The organism is Streptomyces antibioticus, assembly GCF_002019855.1.
GTDB classification, from domain to species: domain Bacteria; phylum Actinomycetota; class Actinomycetes; order Streptomycetales; family Streptomycetaceae; genus Streptomyces; species Streptomyces antibioticus_B.
Genome location: NZ_CM007717.1, coordinates 8,251,745 through 8,272,725, shown reverse-complemented (window position 1 = coordinate 8,272,725; position 20,981 = coordinate 8,251,745). Strand labels below are relative to the sequence as shown.

Here is a 20,981-nt window from a genome sequence, read left to right as displayed (position 1 = left end):
CCGGTTCCAAGTAGCCGCGCGTCACGCGCCGTCGGAGTCTCCGAGGCGCTGGCCGGGCCGAGGAGTGGACGTGGAGGGGCCCGAGTGGGACGGGTGGGACTCTTCGTCCTTGTGGTCGCGGCAGGAGCACGGCGTGGTGTAGCTGATCACGACCTCGGGCGTGCCGGTGGCGTCCTGGGTGGCGATCGCTCCGCTGGCCGAGGCGGTGACGTACGACGAACCCGCGCCGCCACCACCGCCGTTGACCCCGCCGGCCCCGCCGCCGAACCAGCCGCCTCCGCCGGCGCCCGCTCGCGCTCCTGCGGTGCCGCCCCTACCGGGCCCACCGGTCAGGCCGCCGTTGTTGCCGCCGGTGCCGGCCGTGCTGCCGCCACCTCCACCGCCCGCGCCGCCGGCATTGCTGCCGTTGCCGCCGGCCGCGCCGCCTCCTCCGCCGCCTCCGGCGACCGTGGCAGCGCCGGCGCCGCCCAGACCGCCCTGGGTGGGGCCACCGGTCTGGCCGGGGCCGCCGTTGCCGCCGTTCCCGCCCGCCGTGCCGAAGGTGCCGCCGTTGAGGCCAGGCTGTCCGTCGGTGCCGGTGCCGCCGGTGCCCGCCGCGCCGCCGGCGCCGGCGCCGTTTCCGCCGCCCGCGCCGACCGTGCCGGTGCCGGCCGCCGTGGGACCTCCGCCTCCGCCGCCGCCCGCCACCACGAGCCGTGGGTCGCCGGCCGCGCCGGTGGGCGTGCAGCCGGCAGCGGTCACCGAGCAGATCTGGATCGCGCTGGCGCCTCCGCCACCCGCACCGCCGGTGCCGGCGGTTCCTCCGCCGCCGGAGCCGCCGATGTTGCCGCTGCCCGCGCCTCCGACCTCCACGTACAGCGTCCGTCCGGCCGACACCGGCAGGTTGGCCGTCACCTCGGCGCCGAATCCGCCCGCACCGCCGTCCGTCCCCGCGGCGCCGGGGGCTCCGACGACCGTGACGCTGAGCTGGGAGACCCCCTGGGGCACGACGAACGTCGTCTCGCCGGTCGCGGTGTACGTGCAGGTGGTGACGGTTGCGTAGACCCGGCAGGGGCCCGCGTCGCCGACCGGTCCGGCGTAGGCGGATCCGGCCGCCGCCGGGACGGCGGCGAGAGCCGGTACGAGCGTGAGCGCGGCGGTCACCGCGTTGACGCGCCGCCGGGGTCTGCGGGGTGCCAGGGGCACGTGATCGTGGACAGCCATGGTGGGACTTCCCTTCATCGAGGCACTTCGTCGGACAGGTCGAGAGCGCGGCTGCGCCCCGCCCGCCGGGGATCTGTGCCGGCCGTGGCACCGTCCGGCGTGCGGCTGCCTGGAGCCGATGACCTGGCCGCGCCTCCGCCGGATGCTGCCTTCCCGTACGACGGCGTCGTGAGCGCAGAGCCGCGGCGGATTCGCCCGAACGGCTGCGAGGACGGAGGCTGCCGCGCGTCGTCGGGGTGAGTGCGGGGGTCCGGTGGGAGAGTGCCCGGGGCGCTGCGACGAAAGACCCGGGCTGCCTGGCAACGGCACTCCCGGACCAAGCCGTCCATCAGGGCGGCTCGGGCGCCCGCGCACCTCGCGGCGTCTTCAGGGACGAAACGTACGTAGGGAGCGGCTGGGTCGAAGCGCGGGACGCCAGGGGGAGGCACCGGGGCCAGGGCCGAGATGAGGAGTTCGACGACGAATCGCCGGCTGAACGTCGTGTCGGCAGAGCGCTCCTCGTCCTCTCCACCGGTCCATCCCGGGGATCGCGACCTCAGGAAGCCAGGAGATCGGCCGGCGCGTCCGCAGGGCGCGGCTGCGTCCCGCGATGCCACGCCGCAGGCCGAGCGGGCAGCCACGGCCGGACGACGCAGGAACCCACCAGGGCCTGGCAGACTGTGCGCCACCTTGGGGGGGAGAACATCGTGCCGGATGAGCTGACCGTCCGCCGGATACTCGGAGACCAGCCCTTCGCCGAGATCGGTCGGCCCGTGTGGGCGGTGGCCGACGCGCGTCATGGCTGTGTCATCGCGGCCGGTGACCTCGGGCATGTCATGTGGCGCGGTACGGGGCAGTGGCTCGGCCATCGGATCGGCGTGTACGAGGCCGGCACGCTCCGTCCGCGTCACGTCGTCGCCTCCCGGTACCCCGTGTGTGCCGTCGAGCCGCACCCCGAGCTGCCGCTCGTCGCCGTCGGCACCGGCCGTTACGACGGATCGTGGGACTTTCAGGGGGAGTTGCTCCTGCTGCACCTGGAGACCGGGCAGGTGACGAACCTGCTGTGCAAGAGCCGCCAAGTGCGCCATCTGCGCTGGCTGGAGGACGGCCGGCTCGCGATGCTGCTCTCCCCCGAGGACAAGGACGGCGGCTTCCGCAAGGGCTTCGAACTGGCCGTCGCGGCGGACGACTGGCTGTCCGCTCCGGCCGGTCTGGTCGACCCCGACGACGCACGCCATCCGATGGTCGAGAGCGGGCTCCTCCACGACCCACAGGTGGAGGACACCCTCGCGCGGCTGGCGGAGGGGCGTTGGCGGCGGCGCGCGGAGGTGCGGGACCTGGCGGTGCTGGCCGACGGCCGGGTCCTCGCCACCGGCCTGCACACGGACCTGGAGTGCTGGGATCCGTCGGGCGCACCGACGTGGGCTCTTCCTGCGGAGGGTGAAGGGAGCGTTCGGGTCGAGGCGGCCCCTGACGGCGAGTCGGCGTGGGTGACGTACCGGGGGCACCGGCGCGACGAGGGGACGGGGCGCCTGGTCGACCGAGCGATCGCCGTGCAGCGGGTGTTCACGGTGGACGGCGATGTGGTGGACACCGTAGACGTGCCGTCGGCCCCCGCGCTGCACGCCACGGCCGAAGGCTGGCTCGCCGTGCGTCCGCAGGGGCGCGACGCACGCCCCGCGCTGCTCCTCGCCCCCACGCACCAGGAGGCCGCGCGCCTCGACCTCTCCCCCAGCCGCTCCAACTCCCCCGCGCTGCGCGTCAAGCACAGCGACCGACTGCTGTACGTGGACGGCGGCCCCGGCCCGGACGACGACGCGCCCTGGATCCACGCGATCGATCCTCCCGGCGCCCACGGCCCCGCCACCGTGCGCGCCCTCTTTCCCCTGCGCTGGGATCCGGCGTCCGCGCTCCAGCCCTGGTACGGCCCCGCCGTCGAACTGAGTGCCAGCCTCGTCCACGCGGGGCGGTCGTACGAACCGGGCGCCACGTACCTGGACTCCCGCGAGGGCACCTACGTCGTGAGCCGCCAACTCCCGGACGGGCAGACACGCTGGGTGCACCTCACCGACAAGCCGCTCGCCGATCTCGACGGCGACGAGCGGAGGGTGTACGTCGTGTATCTCACCGGTGAGGTGGAGATTCTGGACGCGGTTACGGGTGAGGTGCGAGCCCGGCACACCTTGCGCGCGCACGGCCACCCGGTGACGCCAGTGTCCGCGGCGTACCGGGCGGATCAACAGCGCCTGGTCGTCGGGACGTTGGACGGACGGATCCTGGACTGTTCGGTCCCGGATTGACCAGGTCGGCGAACACCGTCCCGGTCGGACATCCGTAGCTCCCGGCGGTGTCTCGCGACGCCCGTCAAAGACGAGGAGGCGCCAGCGGATCCGAGGGACAGAACGACGAGTTCGCGGGACGTGGAATCTTCGCCCCGCCGACGGCATCGGTCGGGGTCCCGTACAGGATCCTCTGGTCGGCTCTCAGAAGGGGCGACGAGAGACGCGACCCCGGAGCCTCCCCTCGGCTCAGTGCGACGCTCTGCTCGGTCCTGTCCCTGGACAGCCCCGCTGATGGACTGGCTGGACTGGATGGACTCTTCACCGTGCTCTGGGGGGGAGTTCGGCCGGGCCCAGCGGGGTCGTCGATGACGCACGTCGTCTTCGATCAGACCTCCGAGTCGGGCATGATCTCCCGTACCTCTTGCGCGCAGCGGCACGCGGCGGCGATCTTGGCGGCCCACTCCAGTGCCTCCTCGTACGAGGGCACATCGATGATCGAGAACCCGCCGAGCACCGCCTTCGTCTCCGGATACGGGCCCTTGGTCACCGTCCCGTCGGTGAGAACGACGCTCGCCTGCTGCCTCTCCAGTCCACCGCCGAAGACCCACACACCGGCGCTCTGAGCCTCACGCACCACCTTGTGCGAAGCCTCGGCCACAGCGGGCAAGTCCTCCTCCGGAAAGGTCATCGCGCCGTCGTCGAACGAGATCAGATACCGCGTCATGCTCGGCTCCCGTGGTCATCGGCCCTTTCAGCCGTCCCTCACCATACGAGGAGCACCACGTTTCAGAACCGGCGCTGCCGCAGCCTGCGAACCGGGCGTGGATATGCGGATTGCCGGTCGGGGCCGCCGATTCCGTCCGCGCCACCCGTTCGGCGGACTCGCCGCGCGGGCGGCGGGTGGCGTACGTAGCGTCGGGCCCGGATGCGAATCGCCGTGGCACCTGGGAGAAGCTGATGACGGACGAGTCGTTGGAGAAGCAGACCACGGAGGCATGGCTCTACGGGTATCCGCTGGTCACAGCGGCCGTGACGAAGCGCTCCATGACGGCGGTCCCGGCCCGGGACGACGGGCGCCGGAAAGCCCCGGCCAACCAGTTCTGCTACATGCGCTCCACCCCGGACGCCTCCTTCACCGAGGTCGTCTCGCCGAACGCCGACACCCTGTACTCCAGCGCCTGGCTCGATCTCTCCGACCAGCCCCTGGTGCTGTCCCTGCCCGAGTTCGGTGACCGGTTCTGGATGGTCCCCGTCCTGGACGCCTGGTCGAACGTCTGCGCCGTCGTCGGCCAGCGCCGGAACGGCCCGTCCGCAGGCCCGTTCCTGATCGCCGGGCCGTCCTGGTCAGGTGCGACTCCGCCCGGCCTGACCCTGCTGAAGTCGCCCACCGCCGTGAACTGGATCATCGCCCGGTACGCGACCAGCGGCCCGTCCGACTTCCCGGCCGTCAACCGGCTCCAGGACGCCACGCGGCTGATCCCACTGTCGGAATGGACCGGCGACCCCGACGGCTACTCCCCGCCCACCGACGTCCCCGTCCCCGCCGGGACCGACACGACGACCCCGCCGGTCGACCAGGTCCACGCGCTCAGCGGCCGCGACTACTTCACCCTGCTCAACCAGATGATGGTCGACAACCCTCCCGACCCCGCCGACGCACCGTTCCTCGGCCGTCTCGCCAAACTCGGCATCGCACCCGGCGGGAGCCTGGACGGCCTGTCCGCCGAGGAGCTCGCCGCCCTGGACGCGGGCGCGCGGCGCGGCCCGGAGACCCTGCGCGACCTGCTCGCCCGGGCGGAGGCCGCGAACGCCGGTGGTTGGACCGTGCATCGGGGCCTGGGGGACTACGGCACCGACTACACCAAGCGCGCGGTCATCACCCGGTTCGGATACGGAGCCAACCTCGACGCCGACGCCCTGTATCCGCACGCCACCACCGACGCCGACGGCCGGCCTCTCGACGGTGCCCACAGCTACGTGCTCCATTTCGATGCCGGTCAGACCCCGCCCGTCGACGGCTTCTGGTCCCTCACGATGATGAACGAGCACCAGTTCTTCGCCGACAACCCGCTGAACCGCTACGCGATCGGCGACCGCAGCGGCATGCGCACCAACCCCGACGGCTCCCTGGACATCTACGTCCAGCACGACAACCCCGGCCCCGACCGCGAGAGCAACTGGCTACCGGCCCCCGCGGGCAGCTTCAACGTCTTCCTGCGCCTGTACTGGCCCCGGGAGCCTGCCCTCACGGGTCAGTGGACCCCGCCCGTGCTGCAACGCGCCGACTGAACGAGAGAGGGGTACCGGGGCCACAGGGCCAGCCTCCTCACTCTCCCTGCCCAGCACGACCTGGCACCACGGGACGGACAGCATTCGGACCGCGGAGGCAGACGGGCCCCTCCCCCACTGGGACGGCCGCCGCGGGGTACCCGGTGTACGCGAACGCCGACGACCGGGTTCCCCGGCGGCCAGGAGGTCGTCGTGCGTGGCCCGTGCAGGTGCGGCAGCCACGCCGGTTCAGTTCAGGTCAGTTCCAGCACGCCCACCGTCTGGTCTCCGCTGGTCTCTCCGGTGGGTCGGAAGCCGAGGGTCGTGTAGAAGCCTGTGGGGCCGTCCGCTCCGGGGTGCCAGGTGGTCGTCAGTAGGGTGCCTCCTCGGCGCCTGATCTCGTCGGCCACGGACTGCACGGCGAAGCGTCCGTAGCCTCGGCCCTGCTTTCCGTCCGCGATGTTGAGACGCCAGAGTCCGGAGCGGAAGTCCGTCCCTTTGCCGGTCCAGTCGATGTCGAAGAAGGCCATGAGGAACCCCACGGCTTCGTCGCCATCACAGATGAGCCGGGGCCATGCGACGCCGGGGTGGACGTACGCCTCGGCGAGTGACTTCACGACGGGGTCCACCAAGTGTTCCTGGTCGGGCCGGACTCGCAGGTCGACGGCGGTCTCGAAGTTGTCCGGGGTGATCTCTTGCAGGTGCGGCGAAGTTGGCATGTCCGCACTCTAAGCAGTCACCGCAAGCTGTTCGGCTCCGGCACCAGCGCTGAGGATCTCCACACCGGCCGGCCCACCCCAGCGAGCCGCTTCACGTAGCGGTGGGCCAAGCCCGCAACACAGCGGCGATCTTCTCCGCGGTGCAGGCCGGATCCAGGAGCACGTCCTTGAGAGCGACGGCGTCCTCGCGGGCGGGTTTGACCGTGACCCCGGCCGCCTCGAGGTACATCACGCCGGTGGCCGCGGCGACAGCGAGGTTGGAGCGCTCCAGCCAACGGCACCGGCCCAGCGTGTGCACCAACGCGGCGGCCTTGGCGTAGGGACCGTCGTAGACAGGCTGCTCGAAGAGTTCGGCGCGGTGGCGGGCGACCGCCGAGACGGGCACACCGTAGTCGTCGGGGGCCGGGTCATCCGCTCCGGCGGCCTCGGCGACCTGAAGGATCCAGGGAACGTCGATGTGCAGGTTCATCAGGCCGCGCGCGCTCCCCCGGGCGCCTGCTGGGCGTCCTCGGCGTCATCGAAGACCGACTGGTGCTCGGCCAGGAAACGCGCCGCCGCGTCCACCGCGCGGGCGCGCAGCCCGCTGGCGTCGTCCTGCACCAGCCGGGCGAGATAGTCCCCGATGCTCAGCCCCAGGTCAGCGGCACGCTTCCTCGCGAGTTCCGCCACGTCCTCGTCCACGCGTGCGCCTAGCTGTGTCTTCGCCATACCCGGATGGTAACAGTTGTTACCACCGAGAGGGCGGCGGCGCGCATGAACATCGCCGGTGGCCGTCAAGGAGAGACGAGCGACTGGGGGTTTCCGTCGTAGGTGGACGGATCGGCCGGGACGATGCCGGTGCCGACCGGGGCCGCCACGCCTCCCACGTACATGGCCCGATAGCGGTCGTAGGGGTGTTCTCCCAGTCCGTTCGCGGGAGCGGTCAGCCGGAACGGCTTTCCGTCGTCGTCGATCTCCAGTTTCTCCGGATCACGGCCCGGGACGACGACAGTGAATCGGAAGGTGAAACCGCAGGAACGCTCATTGGCTCTGACGAAAGCCGCGATTGTCTCACTCTCCCCCTTTTTCAGGGTGATACTTTTTCGCGCGAAATAGGGTTCGCCATTCTCATCCGTGGGCTCGGGAAGTCGGTCGTCCAGGTTGAAGAACAGAGTTCTCGTCTCTCCCTCGCCGCCATTGGTACCACCGTTGAGGAACAGCGTGCCCGTCAGGGGCGGGGCGCAGTCCTCCTTGGGCAGGTCGATGTTCGTGATGCGGAGTTGCTTCTCACTGCGTCCGCTGACGGTGAGAGTGATGGTTCTGAAACTGGACGGAACCCCATCGTTCTGACGGAACCAGTCATCGAATTTCAGGCCCTCCCCATAATCCTCGTTCTTCAGTTTTTCCACCTGGGAGGACGACAACTTCATGGTGGACGGGAAAACGTAGTCCCCCTTGCTCAATCCGAGAGAGGACACATCGTCCACGGACAGCGGCGATTCCGGGTCCGTGTCCGGCTCCCAGAAGACGTACGCCGAAATTGCCGCCAGCGCCACCACCGCCAGGGCTGTCGCGCCCACGACGTATCGGACACGCCTCCGCCGCGCCGCCGCGGTCGCGGTCGAACGCCGGTACTTCGGCCGCGGCTGACCGCCGCAGACGGTGTAGCCGTCCGCCCAGCGGACGACCAAGCCGTCTTGCGCCTCCCCGCTGAGGCCATGGCGCTTGCAGTACGCCACGACCAGGAGCTCCACGTACTCCCAGTCGGGCAGCCGGCGCGCCTTCCGGCCTTTCACCGTCAGGGCGTTGACCCACGCGTCCTCGGACGGGCCGCGTCCCACGCCCTCGAAACCGGGGAACTCCCTGCTCTCGACGATCCCGTTGGCGATGACGACCAGCCGGTCGTACGTGAACCCGTCGTCACGCAAGCCGTCCAGTGCCGCGCGGAACGCCGTCGGCGTCCGCTGCTCGACGGCAGTGTCCAGGAGTTCCTGCCACGTCGGTGTCCGCTCGGACATGTGCGCCCCCCGCCTGTTCGTGCAGCAGTATCCCGAAACCGCCCATCCAAGGCAGGAGCTCTTCCATATCCGGTGCAGTTCCGGCTACTTCACAGAGGCCCGCAATCCGAGTACAGCCAGGGTGCCCGCTCGGTGCGGTCGGCACCGGCGTCGCCGTCCACCACGTAAGTCAGCGCCTCTGCGAAGCTCGTGCCCAACTGCCACAGGACGCCCGGTCCTACGGCGATGACCCGCCCGCTCGCCGCCACGTACGACTTGTACTGGATCGACCACATGCCCAGAGGGCTGAAGTTCTCCCCGTAGCGGCGCCCCAGCCTCTGAGCCTCCTCGGACGCGTCGATACAGGCGTCGACGGGATCCAGGTGCAGCGACGAGGACGGGACGCGAGCCGGAGAACTCTTGATCTTCAAGTTCCCGAACTCTGCCCACACCGCTGTCGCCACGTCGTTCAACGTGAACCCGGCCGTCACCAGTTGTCGTGTCCAGATCTCGGTGTCGATCCGTCGCCCTGCGCTCCACCCGGCGATCCTGAGCGCCTCCCACACCGAAGGCCCGCAATCCATCGACAATCCATCGACGCGCTCTATGCGCCCACCCCGTTTCCTCAACGAGCCTGCTCACGCAGGTCCAGCACGTACAGGCCCGCACCCTACAGGGCTGCCCCAGCTCGAGCAGAGCAATATTCCAGCGGCATCATCCGCCACCACAGGGCCCCGTCGCAGGGAACCAAGAACGCGCCAGGCAGACTCTGCCTGTAGTAGTCGCACCGGCAGAAGGATGGTCCACGCATGATCACGCTCACCAAGGAAGACGGTCCGGCGGACCTGGATGGAGTGACCCACCTGTCCATCGGGGTGTCCTGGGACCCCACGGCCGGCACCAGTGGCGGTGTCATGGGCCTCCTGCGCCGTAAGGCCGGTACGGACCTCGATCTGATCGCCATCGCCATGCAGGGCACGGACCCCGTACGTCTGGCAGGGCTCGACTCGCTGGACCCCATGGGCAACGGCTCCCTGGTGCACAGCGGTGACAACCAGACCGGGCGCGGGGACGGCGACGACGAGACCGTCACGGTCGAGTTCGGCCGGGTCCCGTCCAACATCACGTCGATCGTGTTCGTCGCCGCCGCCTTCAAGAAGGGCAGTTCCTTCCAGAAGGCGCGCAACATCAGCTTCAAGGTGTACGACGCGACCGGCGGCACCACCCAGCAGGTCGCCGACATCTGGCCCAGCCTGCTCACCCAGGACAACGGCTGCGCCGTGGCCAAGGCCATACGGGCCGGCGGCGCCTGGAAGCTCGAAGTCATCAACACGACAGGGAAGATCAAGCAGGGCGACGAGCACGCCCTCATGCGCTTCGCCATCAGCAAGTAGGAGACGTACTACGGGGGTTGTCGTGAGCCAGGTGCTCTACAGCGAACGGTCGTGGAACCCGCTGTCACGGACCGTGGAGCTGACCGAGGCCGGTCTGCGCCGTGGCGGCAGGACCACGCCGCTGGGCGAGCTGAACCTCGCCGCCATGGCGGAGGCGTTCCTGCGGGACCGCTGGCTCGGGGGCGGCGGGGCGGAACGTCCGCGGGAGCGGCTGGCGAACGGGCCCGGCGTCGTCCCGGTGACACGCGTCACCGGGACCGCCACCCCGGTGAGGGTGCGCCAGGCCGCCGAATTCGCCGACCGTCTGGGCGAGTTGGCGGTACGGCAGTGCGGCGGGCCGGATCAGGTGGCCGCCCTGGCGGCCCGGGCCCGCGCCGAGGGCGTACCGCTGTGGATGGCCCGGCGTTTCGCACCGGGGCCCGCCGGGCCGATAGCCGTCTGTGTGGACCGGCGTCTGGTATGCGTGGACGTGTGGGGGCCGTACGCTCCCGCCGTACGGATCCGGGCGCCGCACGGCTACCGGCTCGACTCCGCGGATCCGTCCCAGGGCCTGCGTCTGACCGTCGGCGACGGCACGGCGCAGCTCGCGCTCAGGAAGAAGCTGCGCAAGTCCAAGAGCGTGGTGGAGGTGCGCCTGCCCGGGCAGCACTGGGTGCTGCGGCGGGAGAACGCCGTCAGCTCGTGGCTTCTGCGCGACGAACGGCGCGTCGCCCTCCTGACGCGTCCCCCGCGCCGGCCGACGCTCGACCCCACCACGGTCCTGCTGCCGCTCGCCCCGGTGCGGTACGAGAGCTCCGACCCGCTGGACGCCGTCATGGCGCACGTGTGCGCCGTCGCCTTCGGGCTGGGGGACACCACGGGCCGGGCGCGGTTCCGGGCACGGCGACACCCGATGGACGACGGTGATCCGATCGCCGTCGACGCCGACTGGGACCGTCCCTGGTTCAGCAACCTCGGCAGCGGAAGCGACGACAACGAGCCCGGTGGCAGCGACGGTTGGGGTTCCGACGGGGGTGACGGCGGCGACTCCGGTGGAAGCGGCGACGGTGGGGGTGGCGGGGGCGACTAGGGGGTCTCTCGCGAGATGCAGCCCCACAGATGCCTCCTGCATCTATGCGAGGGGCGTCCATTCATCTATGCGAGGGGCATCCATTCGTAGACCCTTGGCAGCCGTGACCCACACGACATCCGAAAGCACGTGGTATGGAGCTGCCTGGGGCTCGTCCAGCATCTCGCGCACGCCGGACATCTCGATGTCGCGCGAGAACTCGTCGACGGCCGACGGTGGTTGGTACTCACGTGAAGTCGCGATGGCGGTTCCGCACCGTCACCTGGGCGAACGCGTCGCCTCACTGGACCGATGGCGTGCGCAGACGCGCCAGGAGGTCGGCTTCGGCGGTGTCCGAGCGCGGGTCGTGCCAGCGGCCGAGAGGGATCGCGCGGAGGTGGCGGCCCTGGGGATCGAGGAGGTGGCCGGCCAGTTTCATGGGCCAGAGGGTGACGGCCCGGTCCGCCACCACCAGTTCCGGGTGGCGGTCGGTGAGCTGGGACTCGAAGGCGGCGATGTCGTCGACGGAGCGGAGCCACGCGGCCAGGAGCAGGTTGTGCGGGCCCGAGAGTGATGCGCAGAGCCTGATCTCGCGGATCGTGCTGATGCTCTTGGCCAGGTGTGCCGCCCGGCTCTGCGGGGCGGCGGCCCAGTACGAGACGGAGACCGGCCAGCCCGACAGCGACCGCGCCACTTCGCAGCGGTAGGCGAGTGCCCGCTCGGCGTCGAGCCGATCGAGGCGGCGGCGGACGGTGGTGGGGCTGAGGCCGGTGCGTTCGGCGAGCCGGGCGACGGGCTGGCGCGGGTCCTCGCTCAGGACGCGGACGAGTTCCAGGTCGCGTTCGGGGACCGTGCGGCTCGGCAGCCGGCCGGTGGTCGCGGGCGCGAGCTTGCGGCGCTGCTCCTCGGTGAGGCGGTCGAGCCGCCAGCGGCTGCCCTCCGTGTGGAGTGTGGTGGCGACCTGGGTGCGGGAGGCCGCCACCCCGTCGAGGGCGCCCAGCCGGAAGCCCACGTACCGGGCGAGTTCCGCATGGTCCGTGAAGACGGCGGTCACCAGGAGATCGCGGCTGCCGCTGACGTGTTCGAGGTTGAACACATGGGTGTCCTCGGCGATGCGGGCGGCCACCTCGTGCAGACGGCCGGCGGAGCAGTCGACCTCGATGAAGGCCACGAGAAGGGGACTGCCGGGGACGATCGCCTGCACGGACTGGTGGACGCCGATCCAGGCGTGCCCCGCCTTCGTCAGCCGGGCCCAGCGCCGGGCCGCCGTGGAGGCGTCGATGTCCAGGACCTCACCGAGGGTGCTCCAGTCGGCGCGGGGCGCGATCTGGAGCGCGGTGACGAGGAGATGGTCGAGTTCGTCGAGCACGGGCCACCTTCTTCCAGCACGCCGAGATCGCGGTCGTTTCTTGCAAATGATCAATACGATTCGGCGGATTCATGCATTGCCATCGACCCCATCGGCCGGATCGGCACCATACCAGCCATGTTCGAACGTGCCGACGCCCTCGCCCTCGAAGACTCCCTCGTACGGCTGCGCCATGCCCTGCATCGGCAGCCGGAGCTGGGTCTGGAGCTGCCCCGCACCCAGCAGGCGGTGCTCGACGCCCTGGCCGGTCTGCCGCTGGAGATCGGCCTCGGGAAGCAGCTCACCTCCGTCACCGCCGTACTACGCGGCGGCCGGCCCGGTCCCGCCGTCCTGCTGCGTGGTGACATGGACGCGCTCCCCGTCCAGGAGGACAGCGGGGTGCCGTACGCCTCCGAGGTCCCAGGCCGGATGCACGCCTGCGGTCATGACCTGCACACCGCCGCTCTGGTCGGTGCGGCGCGGCTGCTCGCCGCCCGCCGCGAGGAGCTGGCGGGCGATGTGGTCTTCATGTTCCAGCCCGGCGAGGAGGGCATGGGCGGCGCCCGGTTGATGATCGAGGAGGGCGTGCTCGACGCGGCGGGGACACGCGTCGCCGCCGCGTACGCCCTCCATGTCACCTCCGCGATGCTGCCCGCGGGCGTCGCCACCGTACGGCCGGGTCCGGTGCTCGCGGCCTCCGACGAGGTGACCGTCCGGGTCACCGGCGCGGGCGGCCACGGCTCCTCGCCGCACGCGGCCAAGGACCCGGTGCCCGCCGTGTGCGAGATGGTCACGGCGCTCCAGACGATGGTCACGCGCACCGTCGACATCTTCGACCCGGCCGTGGTCACCGTGGGCTCGCTGCACGCCGGATCCGCAGGCAACGTCATCCCCGAGCACGCCGAATTCGTCGCCACCGTACGGTCGTTCTCCGACGAGGCCCACGCACGCGTGCGGTCCGGCTTCGAGCGGACCGTGCGCGGCATCGCCGCCGCGCACGGCGTGGCGGTCGACATCGACTACCGGGAGAACTATCCCGTCACCGTCAACGATCCCGCCGAGGCCGCCTTCGCCCTGCGGACCGCCCGGGCCGTGTTCGGCGCCGGGCAGGTCTTCGAGGCGCCCCGCCCGATGGCCGGCTCCGAGGACTTCTCGTACGTCCTGCGCGAGGTGCCCGGCGCCTACGTCGGTCTCGGCGCCTGCCCGCCCGGCCGCGACCCGATGACGGCCCCCATGAACCACTCCGCCCAGGCGGTCTACGACGACCGCGCGGTCGTGGACGCCGCCGTACTCCTGGCCGAACTCGCCGCCGGCCGCCTCCAGTTCGCAGCCGAGGAGCCCTCATGAGCAAGACCGACCCCCGTACCTCGGCGCCCGCGGCCACCGGCGCCCCGCCCGTCGGCTCGGTCGGCGCGGTCGTCGGGCTGCTCGTCCTCTTCGAGGTGACCAGCGGTTTCCTCCAGGGCGGTATCGCCCCGCTGCTGCCGGACATCGGATCCGAACTGGGCATGGCCGACGCCGATCTCAACTGGGTGATCTCCGCCCAACTGCTCGCCGCCGCCGTGTCCGTGCCCGCCTTCGGCCGGCTCGGCGATCTGTACGGGCACCGGCTGATGCTGCGTGTCTCGCTCGTGTGCATCGCCGTCGGCTCCCTGCTCGTGGCGCTCGCTCCCTCGCTGCCCGTACTCCTCGTGGGCCGCGTGCTGCTCGGGCCGCTCGCCGCGCTGCTGCCCCTCGAGATCGCGCTCGTCCGCGACCGGCTCTCCGTGGAGCAGGCCCGCAGTGCCATCGCCCGCCTGGTCGGGGCGCTCACCCTCGGGACTCTGCTCGGCGGGGTGCTGACGGGCCTGGCACACCGGGCGACCGGCGACGTACGGATCACCCTGCTCATCCCGGCCGTCCTGGCGCTGCTGTGCATCGCGGTCTCGTTCCTCGCGATCCCGGAGTCCAGGCAGGTGCCCGGCGGGCGGCTCGACTGGCCGGGCGTGGGACTGCTGAGCGTGGCCATGCTTCTGCTGCTCACCGGGATCTCCGCGGCGAAGGGTGGTGTTTTGCTTTCCGGAGCGGTGCTCGTCCCGGTGCTCCTCGCGCTGCTGGTGGGCGCGGGGTGGGCGGTCCGGGAGCTGCGTGTCGCCGAGCCGCTGGTCGACCTGCGGGCGCTCGGTGACCGCCGCGTGGCGCCGTACTTCCTGTGCGCGGTCGCCTTCGGTGTCGTCTACTTCGGCAGTCTGGCGCCGGACGCCACCTTCCTGGCCGCGGACCCGGAACGCACCGGCTACGGCTTCGAGCTCTCGGCCCTGTCCATCTCGCTGGTCGCCCTGCCCGCGGGGGTGGTGGCGGTCCTCGGCTCCACGCTGACCGCGAGGATCGCCGGGCGCCTGGGCTACCGTCCGACGCTCGTCGCGTCGTTCGCACTGATCGGCACGAGCTTCCTCGCCACCGCCGCCTTCCACGCGGAGATCTGGCAGCTCGTGGCGGCGAAGGTGCTCGCCGGGCTCGGGATGGGGGTGGCGCTCGGCGCGATGCCCACGGTGATCGCGGAGGCGAGCGCGCCGTCCCGCACGGGCGTCACCACGGCCCTGTACAACAACGTCAAGACGCTGGGCGGGGCGATCGCCGGCGCGGCGATCGCCGTGATCCTCGCAACCCCGGCATCGGAGGGTGTCGCGTCGTCCTCCGACGGCCACGGGGCACCGAGCGAGGCCGGGTACGTGGTGGTGTGGGTGATGTGCGGTCTGCTGTCGGTCGGGGCGGCGGGGGCGGCGGCGTTCGCCCGGCGGGTGGAGGGGTGGGCTGGGTGAGGGGGCGGGGGGCCAGGGGGCTGGGGGCCAGGGGGCTGGGGGGCCTGGGCAGGGATCACTTGGGCGGGATACTGGGCGGGATACTGAAGGCATGGAATTCGCCGTCTTCGCGACCTTGCCCGGGCTGGTCATCCTGTTGACCGTCGTGGCCTTCGTGGATCAACTGCTGCTGCGCGCAGGGCGGGCCGGATTTCTGCCCTGGCGCAACAGCGCCCGGCAGGGCCAGATATCGGCGACCGGGTTCGAGCAGCTCCACGCGAGCCTCTCGCCCGGGAAGCAGAACGAACTCAAGGAACGGCAGTCGGCGCTGGTGATGCGCGACGACGAGGAGGACGGGGCACCGCCGAACCGGACGACGGTGGATCTGGAAGGGGGCACGGCGGTCGTACGTATGCCGCGGACCGGTCCGTAGGGTCGGCGCACCTCGCCCGCGTGGACGTCAGTCTGTGTGGCTGTCGGTGTGGCTTTCTGCCGTCTCCGCTGCCTTCTGCTCCTTCTGCCGCTGCACGCGCTGGTCGCGTTTGTGGACCACGAGTGCCGTTCCGGTGCCGACCACCGCCAGTGCCGTAGGGACCATCCACGGACGGTTGAGTACGTTGCGGAGGACGTGGTCGAGGGAGTAGCGGCCGGGGCCCGAGACGGCCAGGGCGAGGGAAGCCGCTCCCAGGACGCCGGAGAGTTCGAAGCCGCCCTTCTGGGCGAAGAAGCCGTTGGGCCAGGTCACCGCGCTCGCGCCGGTCATGGCGCCGGCCGCGGCCGATCCGGCGGCGGGCGTGGCGAGGCCGAGGGCCAGGAGGGTGCCACCGCCTCCCTCTGCGAGCCCGGCGGCCACCGCGCTCGGTTCGCCCGGGTCGAAGCCGACGGACTCCATGAACCGGGCGGAGCCCTTGACGCCTCCCCCGCCGAACCAGCCGAACAGCTTCTGCGAGCCGTGCGCGGCGAGGGTGCCGCCGACGGCCAGACGCAGCAACAGCAGCCCGAGATCACGTCGTTGCTCATAACCGGTCACGATCGTGATGCCTCCCCTCGCTTCATGCTCCTCTCACCTTCGCATCGCGGGCCTGGGGCGGCATTCCGACGGTTCCTGGAGGCATCAGGCATCAGGCAGAAAGGGCTAAATAGCACCAAACCCGGGCTGGTCATACCCTGGAACCTGGGGCATACCGATCTTGCGCACAACCAGCCCGGAAACAAGGTCAATAGACGGGACTTCCCATGGGTACGGTCACCACCACCGACGGCACGAGCATCTTCTACAAGGACTGGGGCCCTCGCGACGCACAGCCGATCGTGTTCCACCACGGCTGGCCGCTGAGCGCGGACGACTGGGACGCCCAACTGCTGTTCTTCCTCGGCGAGGGCTACCGCGTCATCGCCCACGACCGGCGCGGCCACGGCCGCTCCTCCCAGAGCGCGACCGGCCATGAGATGGACACCTACGCCGCCGACGTCGCCGCCCTGACCGACGCACTCGACCTGCGTGACGCCGTCCACATCGGCCATTCCACCGGCGGCGGCGAGGTCACCCGCTACGTGGCGCGCGCCAAGCCCGGGCGGGTCGCCAAGGCCGTCCTCGTCAGCGCGGTGCCCCCGATCATGGTGAAGACGCCGGCCAATCCCGGCGGGCTGCCGATCGAGGTCTTCGACGGCTTCCGCGCCGCCCTGGCCGCCAACCGCGCCCAGTTCTTCCGCGACGTCCCGGAGGGCCCGTTCTACGGCTACAACCGGCCCGGCGCCGAGGTGTCCGAGGGCGTCATCGCCAACTGGTGGCGCCAGGGCATGATGGGCGCGGCCAACGCGCACTACGAGTGCATCAAGGCGTTCTCGGAAACCGACTTCACCGAGGACCTGAAGACGATCACCGTCCCCACGCTCGTCCTGCACGGCACCGACGACCAGGTCGTGCCCTACGAGGACGCGGGCCCACTCTCCGCCGAACTCCTCCAGAACGGCCGCCTCAAGTCCTACGACGGCTACCCGCACGGCATGCTGACGACCCACGCCGAGGTCCTGAACGCCGACCTGCTGGCGTTCGTGAAGGAGTAACGGCCCGCTGAGTGATCTGGTCTCACTCCAGATAGAGAGCTGCCAAGCGGGGCAGTCGGCGCGTCATTTCGCTGCGGTCATCGAAGTCGAAGTTCCAGGCGGGGTCCAGTTCCGGGTAGCGGATGGTGCCTGGGCTGGCGGGGAGCTGATTGCCGGTCGCCGAAATGTGCGCGTGCCAGGCGATGACCAGCATGCCTTCACCTTCGAGGTCGAAGCCGTCGGCGGCGGAGGCTTGAACTATGGGCAGTTCCGCCAGGTCATCGGGGTCGGCGACTGCGCGCTCGAAGACTTCACGGCCCTGAGCGATCAGCCAACCGCGGAAGTAGTCGAAGCCGTCGTCGGAGCAGCCACCGTTGACGATGTAAGCAGCGGCCCACAGAGGGTTGGTGTAGGAGTCGGCCATCAGGTCCCACAGCACCTCCTCAGCGACGACGATCTCCTCGACCGGCCGGGAGGCCAGCAGCGAGGTGGCCTCGCGTGCGACCGCGTCGCCGTTGTTCGGGTTGGACGCCTGGTGGCGGGCTGCCTCGATGAGCTGCCAGAACTGATCTTTGTTCACGGGGGCAGAGCCTGCCATCTGCTACTGACATCGGCGCTTGCGAAGCCTGGCCCGGCAGAACCGAAACGGGCCGCAAGTCAACGGGTTCCAGATGGGGACTCCGTGCCGCTGACGACTGCGGAGGCTATCAGCGCCACCAGGTTGTCCGTCCAGCAGTCCGATTCCTTGGTGGCGACCTCGGCTCCGCAGGCTGCACAGACGAGGTTGAGGCCGTCCCGACCGTCAAGTCCGCAGCAGCCGGCGCGACGTCCTGAGTCCGGATGCAGAGCGGTGCCTGGCACGTCGTCAGGATGAAGGACGAACAGCGTGGCGTCGTGGTTGATCGCATAGGTGCCCTGCGCAACCCGCGGGTCGGCGATGCGATGGTCGGACAGGTGATCGCCGGCCGGGGTGGCCTGGGATTCCTGGAGATCGCTGGTGAGAGGGTGCTCGCAGTGCGCGCAGGCGAAGAGGGTCACCGGGACATTGTGCCGGGTTGTGCAGTGCCTGAGTCCGGTTCGATTCCCCTGCGCGGCACGAGCCGAACGGCGTCGCCGTGGCAGTCTCGGGAGGTTCCTGACATGAGCGGTTATGACGGGCGCCCGGAGAAGGCCGCTCACACGAGTCACGCCATGAGGCTCTTCACCCCGCAGGAACCCATGGGCTCTGGGTAGCTTGTTTGCCGGTCGCTATCGTGGTGGTCCTCTACTGCAGCGGCCACCGGGACGGCGTCAGTGAACAGGCTCCCCGTGCAGAACGGTGGCGAGGATTTCGTCTGTCTCTTCATCGAACCGTACTGTGACGTCTTCTGGTTGAAGCCAGGTGACGAGTTCACCGTTGTGCCAGATGATGACGTGTCGGATCCCCAATTCACGGTGGTTGCGGTCAAGAACCGTCTGGTCGTATGGATCTTCGAAGGCGGCGATCCCGCAAAGGTGATCGTCGACTACACGGTCATCGACAGCAACGGAACTGAGCTGCCGGAGGGCTACCAGTGGCCTGCTGGCCGGAGCCCCTACTGACGCCCGACCAACAGATCTCAAACACGGTCTCGGAGCCTTGGACGATCGACCAACTGCTTGCACACGGCGTTGGACACCAGTTGCGCCACGGCCACGGCGGCCAGGCCCGCAGCGGCGGCGCTACGCCCGCGCCAGCCGTCCGAGCCGTACGCCCAGCCGCCCGCCTGGGCACCTGTCCCCCGTCACCTGCGTACAGAGGCTCACCTCGGACAGAGTCGCGGTCACCAGTAGCTTCTCGACCGCGGCGTCGTGACGATCCTGTTCGGCCATCTCTGGGTCGAGGCAGATACGGACCGAGACGCCGGACTCGGCACTGTCGTCCACCGTGACGATGGGGCGGGGTGTCGAGAACTGCCGGTCGATCGCGATGCCGATCTCGGTCTCGCCCATGACCGACCAGCGGATGTCCTGGCCGCCGGAGAGTACGTCCAGGGCGGTTGCCCAGTCGTCCATGGCTTCCGGTGACAGGCGCAGGCCGAGGCGCCCGTGCGCGAACGCGCTGGTGATGACGAATTCGGCGTCGAGGTGGTGGTTGTACGCCGTGCCCCCGGGCCGGCTCCGCCCCACGACGCGCAGCCGCACGCTGCTGTCCGCGTCGATCGGGCAGATCAGGTCGGTCAGGTCGATGTCCTAGCCATCACCCATACGCCCTCCCCCAACTCCCGGCGTTCCGGATCATCGTGCACTAGTCGCAGTCCGGCACCGGCCCCGCTTCCCTCCGCCGTCACGCCGTGTGCTGGTAGGCGGGATACGTCAGGTAGCCGGCGTCGCCGCCCTGGTAGTACGTGGTCTCGTCGACGGGCGAGATCGGCAGTCCGGTGCGCAGCCGTTCGACCAGGTCCGGGTTGGCGAGGAAGCCCCGGCCGAAGCTGATGAGATCCGCGCCGAGACCCAGCCAGTGGTCGGCTTCGGAACGCCCGGTCTGCTTGGGGCCCATCGGTACCACGGGGTTCATGACGAGGGTGCCCGGCCAGGCCCGCCTCAGCCTGAGCAGGGTCTCCTCGTCGGCGGTGGCCTCGACGTGGACGTAGGCCAGGCCCAGAGGGGCGAGTTCGGCCAGCAGGGCGGTGTACAGGTCGGCGACCTCGCTCTCCTGGACGCCCCAGAAGGTCCCGCCGGGAGAGAGCCGGATGCCGGTCCGCTCGGCGCCCACCGCGTCGGCCGTGGCGGACACCGCTTCGACCGCGAACCGGATCCTCCCGGACACCGAGCCTCCGTAACGGTCGGTGCGCACATTGGCGTTGGACGACAGGAACTGGGAGATGAGATAGCCGTTGGCGCCGTGCAGTTCCACCCCGTCGAAACCGGCCTCCACGGCACGCCGCGCGGCCCCTGCGTAGGAGAGTGCCTGCTCGGGGACCTCGGCGGTGGACAGAGCGCGCGGGACGGGCGCGGGCTGCGGCCCGGCGGGGGTGAACACCGCGCCCACTGCGGGTACGGGTGAGGGACCCACCGGCTGGAGACCCGTGGTGTCGGCGTGGGACACCCGTCCACCGTGCATGATCTGCGCGAAGATCCGGCCGCCGTTGGTGTGCACGGCGTCGGTCACCGTGCGCCAGGACGCCGTCTGCTCGTCCGTGTGCAGGCCCGGCGTGCCGGGATTGGACTGGCCGACCGGGCTGGGCTGTACGCCCTCGGTGACGATCAGACCGGCCGTGGCTCGCTGGGCGTAGTAGCTCGCCATCGACGGGGTGGCGAGCCCTCCGGCCGCGGCCCTGACGCGAGTCATCGGAGCCATGACCATCCGGTTGGGCAGGCTCAGGGAACCGAGCCGGTAACTGGTGAAGAGCGTCGTCATGTCGTATCTCCTGCGTGATCTGTCGCCTCGGGATCCCGGGCGCTGGGGTTACGCTAAAACCTCACATCGATGTCAGAGGCAAGCCCGTGTGACGGGCGGCCCGGTCAGGAGGACGGCGTGCGCATCGGAGAACTCTCGGCGCGGGCCGGGGTCAGCGTCCGTTCCCTGCGCTACTACGAGGAGCAGGGCCTGCTCACCAGCACCCGCAGCGCCAGCGGGCAGCGGCACTACACGGACGACGAGGTCGAGCGGGTGGCCTTCATCCAGCGCTTGTACGCCGCGGGTCTGTCGAGCCGGACCATTGCCGAACTCCTGCCGTGCGTCGATTCCCCGAGCGAGGAGGCTTCGGACACCGCCCTGGAGCGCATGGCCGAGGAACGCGACCAGCTCAGTGAACACATCGCCGACCTGATCCGCACCCGCGAGGCACTGGAGGGGCTGATGACGGCAGCCCGAGCGCACCGCGAGCTGATGCGGACCGCCGCCGTGGCGGGCTGAACACCCATGACCGAGAACGGCGTTGATTCCGTCGAGCCCCCTGGTCAGGCCAGCAAGGCCG

Annotated in this window: 23 protein-coding genes; 10 read left to right on the top strand and 13 right to left on the bottom strand. The window is 70.4% G+C overall.

What is annotated here, in order from left to right; all coding sequences use genetic code 11:
• Positions 1-21: 21 nt before the first annotated feature.
• Positions 22-1,203 carry a hypothetical protein gene (locus AFM16_RS37205; protein ID WP_078636645.1) on the bottom strand — a complete coding sequence of 394 codons (1,182 nt, stop codon included), beginning with the start codon at positions 1,201-1,203 and terminating at the stop codon, positions 22-24.
• A gap of 686 nt (positions 1,204-1,889) precedes the next feature.
• Here AFM16_RS37205 and AFM16_RS37200 point away from each other — a divergent pair.
• Positions 1,890-3,482: a PQQ-binding-like beta-propeller repeat protein gene (locus tag AFM16_RS37200; protein WP_078636644.1), complete on the top strand. Its 1,593-nt coding sequence runs from the start codon at positions 1,890-1,892 to the stop codon at positions 3,480-3,482.
• A gap of 367 nt (positions 3,483-3,849) precedes the next feature.
• Here AFM16_RS37200 and AFM16_RS37195 read toward each other — a convergent pair whose 3' ends face one another.
• Complete coding sequence (locus AFM16_RS37195; protein WP_030797752.1) at positions 3,850-4,188, bottom strand: YciI family protein; 339 nt, start codon at positions 4,186-4,188, stop codon at positions 3,850-3,852.
• Positions 4,189-4,421: 233 nt separating this feature from the next.
• Between AFM16_RS37195 and AFM16_RS37190 the strand changes: the two genes are divergently transcribed.
• Positions 4,422-5,753, top strand: coding sequence for a DUF1254 domain-containing protein (locus AFM16_RS37190; protein ID WP_030797754.1), 1,332 nt, complete (start codon positions 4,422-4,424; stop codon positions 5,751-5,753).
• Between the two features lie 233 nt (positions 5,754-5,986).
• On the opposite strand, the gene AFM16_RS37185 is transcribed toward AFM16_RS37190, so the two are convergent.
• The 5 genes from AFM16_RS37185 to AFM16_RS37165 all read right to left on the bottom strand — a co-directional run bounded on the left by AFM16_RS37185 (position 5,987) and on the right by AFM16_RS37165 (position 8,993).
• Complete coding sequence (locus tag AFM16_RS37185; protein ID WP_030797756.1) at positions 5,987-6,451, bottom strand: GNAT family N-acetyltransferase; 465 nt, start codon at positions 6,449-6,451, stop codon at positions 5,987-5,989.
• Positions 6,452-6,542: 91 nt separating this feature from the next.
• A complete protein-coding gene (locus AFM16_RS37180; RefSeq protein WP_030797759.1) occupies positions 6,543-6,920 on the bottom strand; it encodes a hypothetical protein in 378 nt (125 codons plus the stop codon).
• Positions 6,920-7,159: a hypothetical protein gene (locus AFM16_RS37175; RefSeq protein WP_030797760.1), complete on the bottom strand. Its 240-nt coding sequence runs from the start codon at positions 7,157-7,159 to the stop codon at positions 6,920-6,922. Before AFM16_RS37175 ends, AFM16_RS37180 begins: the two co-directional genes overlap by 1 nt.
• Positions 7,160-7,224: 65 nt before the next feature.
• Positions 7,225-8,448, bottom strand: a complete 1,224-nt coding sequence (locus tag AFM16_RS37170; RefSeq protein WP_078636643.1) for a hypothetical protein — start codon at positions 8,446-8,448, stop codon at positions 7,225-7,227.
• A gap of 89 nt (positions 8,449-8,537) precedes the next feature.
• Positions 8,538-8,993, bottom strand: a complete 456-nt coding sequence (locus AFM16_RS37165; RefSeq protein WP_167797328.1) for an SUKH-3 domain-containing protein — start codon at positions 8,991-8,993, stop codon at positions 8,538-8,540.
• A gap of 243 nt (positions 8,994-9,236) precedes the next feature.
• On the opposite strand from AFM16_RS37165, the gene AFM16_RS37160 reads away from it, so the two are divergent.
• Together AFM16_RS37160 and AFM16_RS37155 are read left to right on the top strand one after the other, a co-directional pair.
• A complete protein-coding gene (locus AFM16_RS37160; RefSeq protein ID WP_078636641.1) occupies positions 9,237-9,821 on the top strand; it encodes a TerD family protein in 585 nt (194 codons plus the stop codon).
• A gap of 22 nt (positions 9,822-9,843) precedes the next feature.
• A complete protein-coding gene (locus AFM16_RS37155; protein WP_078636640.1) occupies positions 9,844-10,890 on the top strand; it encodes a hypothetical protein in 1,047 nt (348 codons plus the stop codon).
• Positions 10,891-11,170: 280 nt separating this feature from the next.
• On the opposite strand, the gene AFM16_RS37150 is transcribed toward AFM16_RS37155, so the two are convergent.
• Positions 11,171-12,238 carry an Lrp/AsnC family transcriptional regulator gene (locus AFM16_RS37150; protein ID WP_078636639.1) on the bottom strand — a complete coding sequence of 356 codons (1,068 nt, stop codon included), beginning with the start codon at positions 12,236-12,238 and terminating at the stop codon, positions 11,171-11,173.
• Between the two features lie 117 nt (positions 12,239-12,355).
• Here AFM16_RS37150 and AFM16_RS37145 point away from each other — a divergent pair, with 117 nt between their 5' ends.
• The 3 genes from AFM16_RS37145 to AFM16_RS37135 all read left to right on the top strand — a co-directional run bounded on the left by AFM16_RS37145 (position 12,356) and on the right by AFM16_RS37135 (position 15,430).
• Positions 12,356-13,564 carry a M20 metallopeptidase family protein gene (locus AFM16_RS37145; RefSeq protein ID WP_078636638.1) on the top strand — a complete coding sequence of 403 codons (1,209 nt, stop codon included), beginning with the start codon at positions 12,356-12,358 and terminating at the stop codon, positions 13,562-13,564.
• Positions 13,561-15,018, top strand: a complete 1,458-nt coding sequence (locus AFM16_RS37140; protein ID WP_078636637.1) for an MFS transporter — start codon at positions 13,561-13,563, stop codon at positions 15,016-15,018. The genes AFM16_RS37145 and AFM16_RS37140 overlap by 4 nt, the downstream gene beginning before the upstream one ends.
• Positions 15,019-15,109: 91 nt before the next feature.
• Positions 15,110-15,430, top strand: coding sequence for a DUF6191 domain-containing protein (locus tag AFM16_RS37135; protein ID WP_078636636.1), 321 nt, complete (start codon positions 15,110-15,112; stop codon positions 15,428-15,430).
• A gap of 27 nt (positions 15,431-15,457) precedes the next feature.
• Here AFM16_RS37135 and AFM16_RS37130 read toward each other — a convergent pair whose 3' ends face one another.
• Positions 15,458-16,027 carry a DoxX family protein gene (locus AFM16_RS37130; protein WP_078636635.1) on the bottom strand — a complete coding sequence of 190 codons (570 nt, stop codon included), beginning with the start codon at positions 16,025-16,027 and terminating at the stop codon, positions 15,458-15,460.
• 206 nt (positions 16,028-16,233) lie between these two features.
• Here AFM16_RS37130 and AFM16_RS37125 point away from each other — a divergent pair, with 206 nt between their 5' ends.
• Positions 16,234-17,064 carry an alpha/beta fold hydrolase gene (locus tag AFM16_RS37125; protein WP_078636634.1) on the top strand — a complete coding sequence of 277 codons (831 nt, stop codon included), beginning with the start codon at positions 16,234-16,236 and terminating at the stop codon, positions 17,062-17,064.
• Positions 17,065-17,086: 22 nt separating this feature from the next.
• Here AFM16_RS37125 and AFM16_RS37120 read toward each other — a convergent pair whose 3' ends face one another.
• Both AFM16_RS37120 and AFM16_RS39195 read right to left on the bottom strand, forming a co-directional pair.
• A complete protein-coding gene (locus AFM16_RS37120) occupies positions 17,087-17,623 on the bottom strand; it encodes a DUF4240 domain-containing protein (RefSeq protein ID WP_030797782.1) in 537 nt (178 codons plus the stop codon).
• Between the two features lie 77 nt (positions 17,624-17,700).
• A complete protein-coding gene (locus AFM16_RS39195) occupies positions 17,701-18,081 on the bottom strand; it encodes a hypothetical protein (protein ID WP_143648536.1) in 381 nt (126 codons plus the stop codon).
• Between the two features lie 270 nt (positions 18,082-18,351).
• On the opposite strand from AFM16_RS39195, the gene AFM16_RS37110 reads away from it, so the two are divergent.
• Complete coding sequence (locus tag AFM16_RS37110) at positions 18,352-18,624, top strand: hypothetical protein (RefSeq protein ID WP_051781172.1); 273 nt, start codon at positions 18,352-18,354, stop codon at positions 18,622-18,624.
• A gap of 120 nt (positions 18,625-18,744) precedes the next feature.
• On the opposite strand, the gene AFM16_RS37100 is transcribed toward AFM16_RS37110, so the two are convergent.
• Positions 18,745-19,233 carry a DUF5959 family protein gene (locus AFM16_RS37100; protein ID WP_256861390.1) on the bottom strand — a complete coding sequence of 163 codons (489 nt, stop codon included), beginning with the start codon at positions 19,231-19,233 and terminating at the stop codon, positions 18,745-18,747.
• A 115-nt stretch (positions 19,234-19,348) separates the two neighbouring features.
• On the bottom strand, positions 19,349-20,422 hold the full coding sequence (locus AFM16_RS37095) for an alkene reductase (protein ID WP_078636631.1): 1,074 nt from the start codon (positions 20,420-20,422) through the stop codon (positions 19,349-19,351).
• A gap of 117 nt (positions 20,423-20,539) precedes the next feature.
• On the opposite strand from AFM16_RS37095, the gene AFM16_RS37090 reads away from it, so the two are divergent.
• On the top strand, positions 20,540-20,920 hold the full coding sequence (locus AFM16_RS37090) for a MerR family transcriptional regulator (RefSeq protein WP_179123354.1): 381 nt from the start codon (positions 20,540-20,542) through the stop codon (positions 20,918-20,920).
• Positions 20,921-20,981: the final 61 nt, after the last annotated feature.

Excerpts from the sequence above, each read along its gene's own strand:
- AFM16_RS37190 (WP_030797754.1), top strand. The coding sequence starts at position 4,422 with ATGACGGACGAGTCGTTGGAGAAGCAGACCACGGAGGCATGGCTCTAC.
- AFM16_RS37185 (WP_030797756.1), bottom strand. The coding sequence starts at position 6,451 with ATGCCAACTTCGCCGCACCTGCAAGAGATCACCCCGGACAACTTCGAG.
- AFM16_RS37170 (WP_078636643.1), bottom strand. The coding sequence starts at position 8,448 with ATGTCCGAGCGGACACCGACGTGGCAGGAACTCCTGGACACTGCCGTC.
- AFM16_RS37095 (WP_078636631.1), bottom strand. The coding sequence starts at position 20,422 with ATGACGACGCTCTTCACCAGTTACCGGCTCGGTTCCCTGAGCCTGCCC.
- AFM16_RS37160 (WP_078636641.1), top strand. The coding sequence starts at position 9,237 with ATGATCACGCTCACCAAGGAAGACGGTCCGGCGGACCTGGATGGAGTG.
- AFM16_RS37205 (WP_078636645.1), bottom strand. The coding sequence starts at position 1,203 with ATGGCTGTCCACGATCACGTGCCCCTGGCACCCCGCAGACCCCGGCGG.
- AFM16_RS37145 (WP_078636638.1), top strand. The coding sequence starts at position 12,356 with ATGTTCGAACGTGCCGACGCCCTCGCCCTCGAAGACTCCCTCGTACGG.
- AFM16_RS37180 (WP_030797759.1), bottom strand. The coding sequence starts at position 6,920 with ATGAACCTGCACATCGACGTTCCCTGGATCCTTCAGGTCGCCGAGGCC.
- AFM16_RS37140 (WP_078636637.1), top strand. The coding sequence starts at position 13,561 with ATGAGCAAGACCGACCCCCGTACCTCGGCGCCCGCGGCCACCGGCGCC.
- AFM16_RS37195 (WP_030797752.1), bottom strand. The coding sequence starts at position 4,188 with ATGACGCGGTATCTGATCTCGTTCGACGACGGCGCGATGACCTTTCCG.
- AFM16_RS37125 (WP_078636634.1), top strand. The coding sequence starts at position 16,234 with ATGGGTACGGTCACCACCACCGACGGCACGAGCATCTTCTACAAGGAC.
- AFM16_RS37135 (WP_078636636.1), top strand. The coding sequence starts at position 15,110 with ATGGAATTCGCCGTCTTCGCGACCTTGCCCGGGCTGGTCATCCTGTTG.
- AFM16_RS37175 (WP_030797760.1), bottom strand. The coding sequence starts at position 7,159 with ATGGCGAAGACACAGCTAGGCGCACGCGTGGACGAGGACGTGGCGGAA.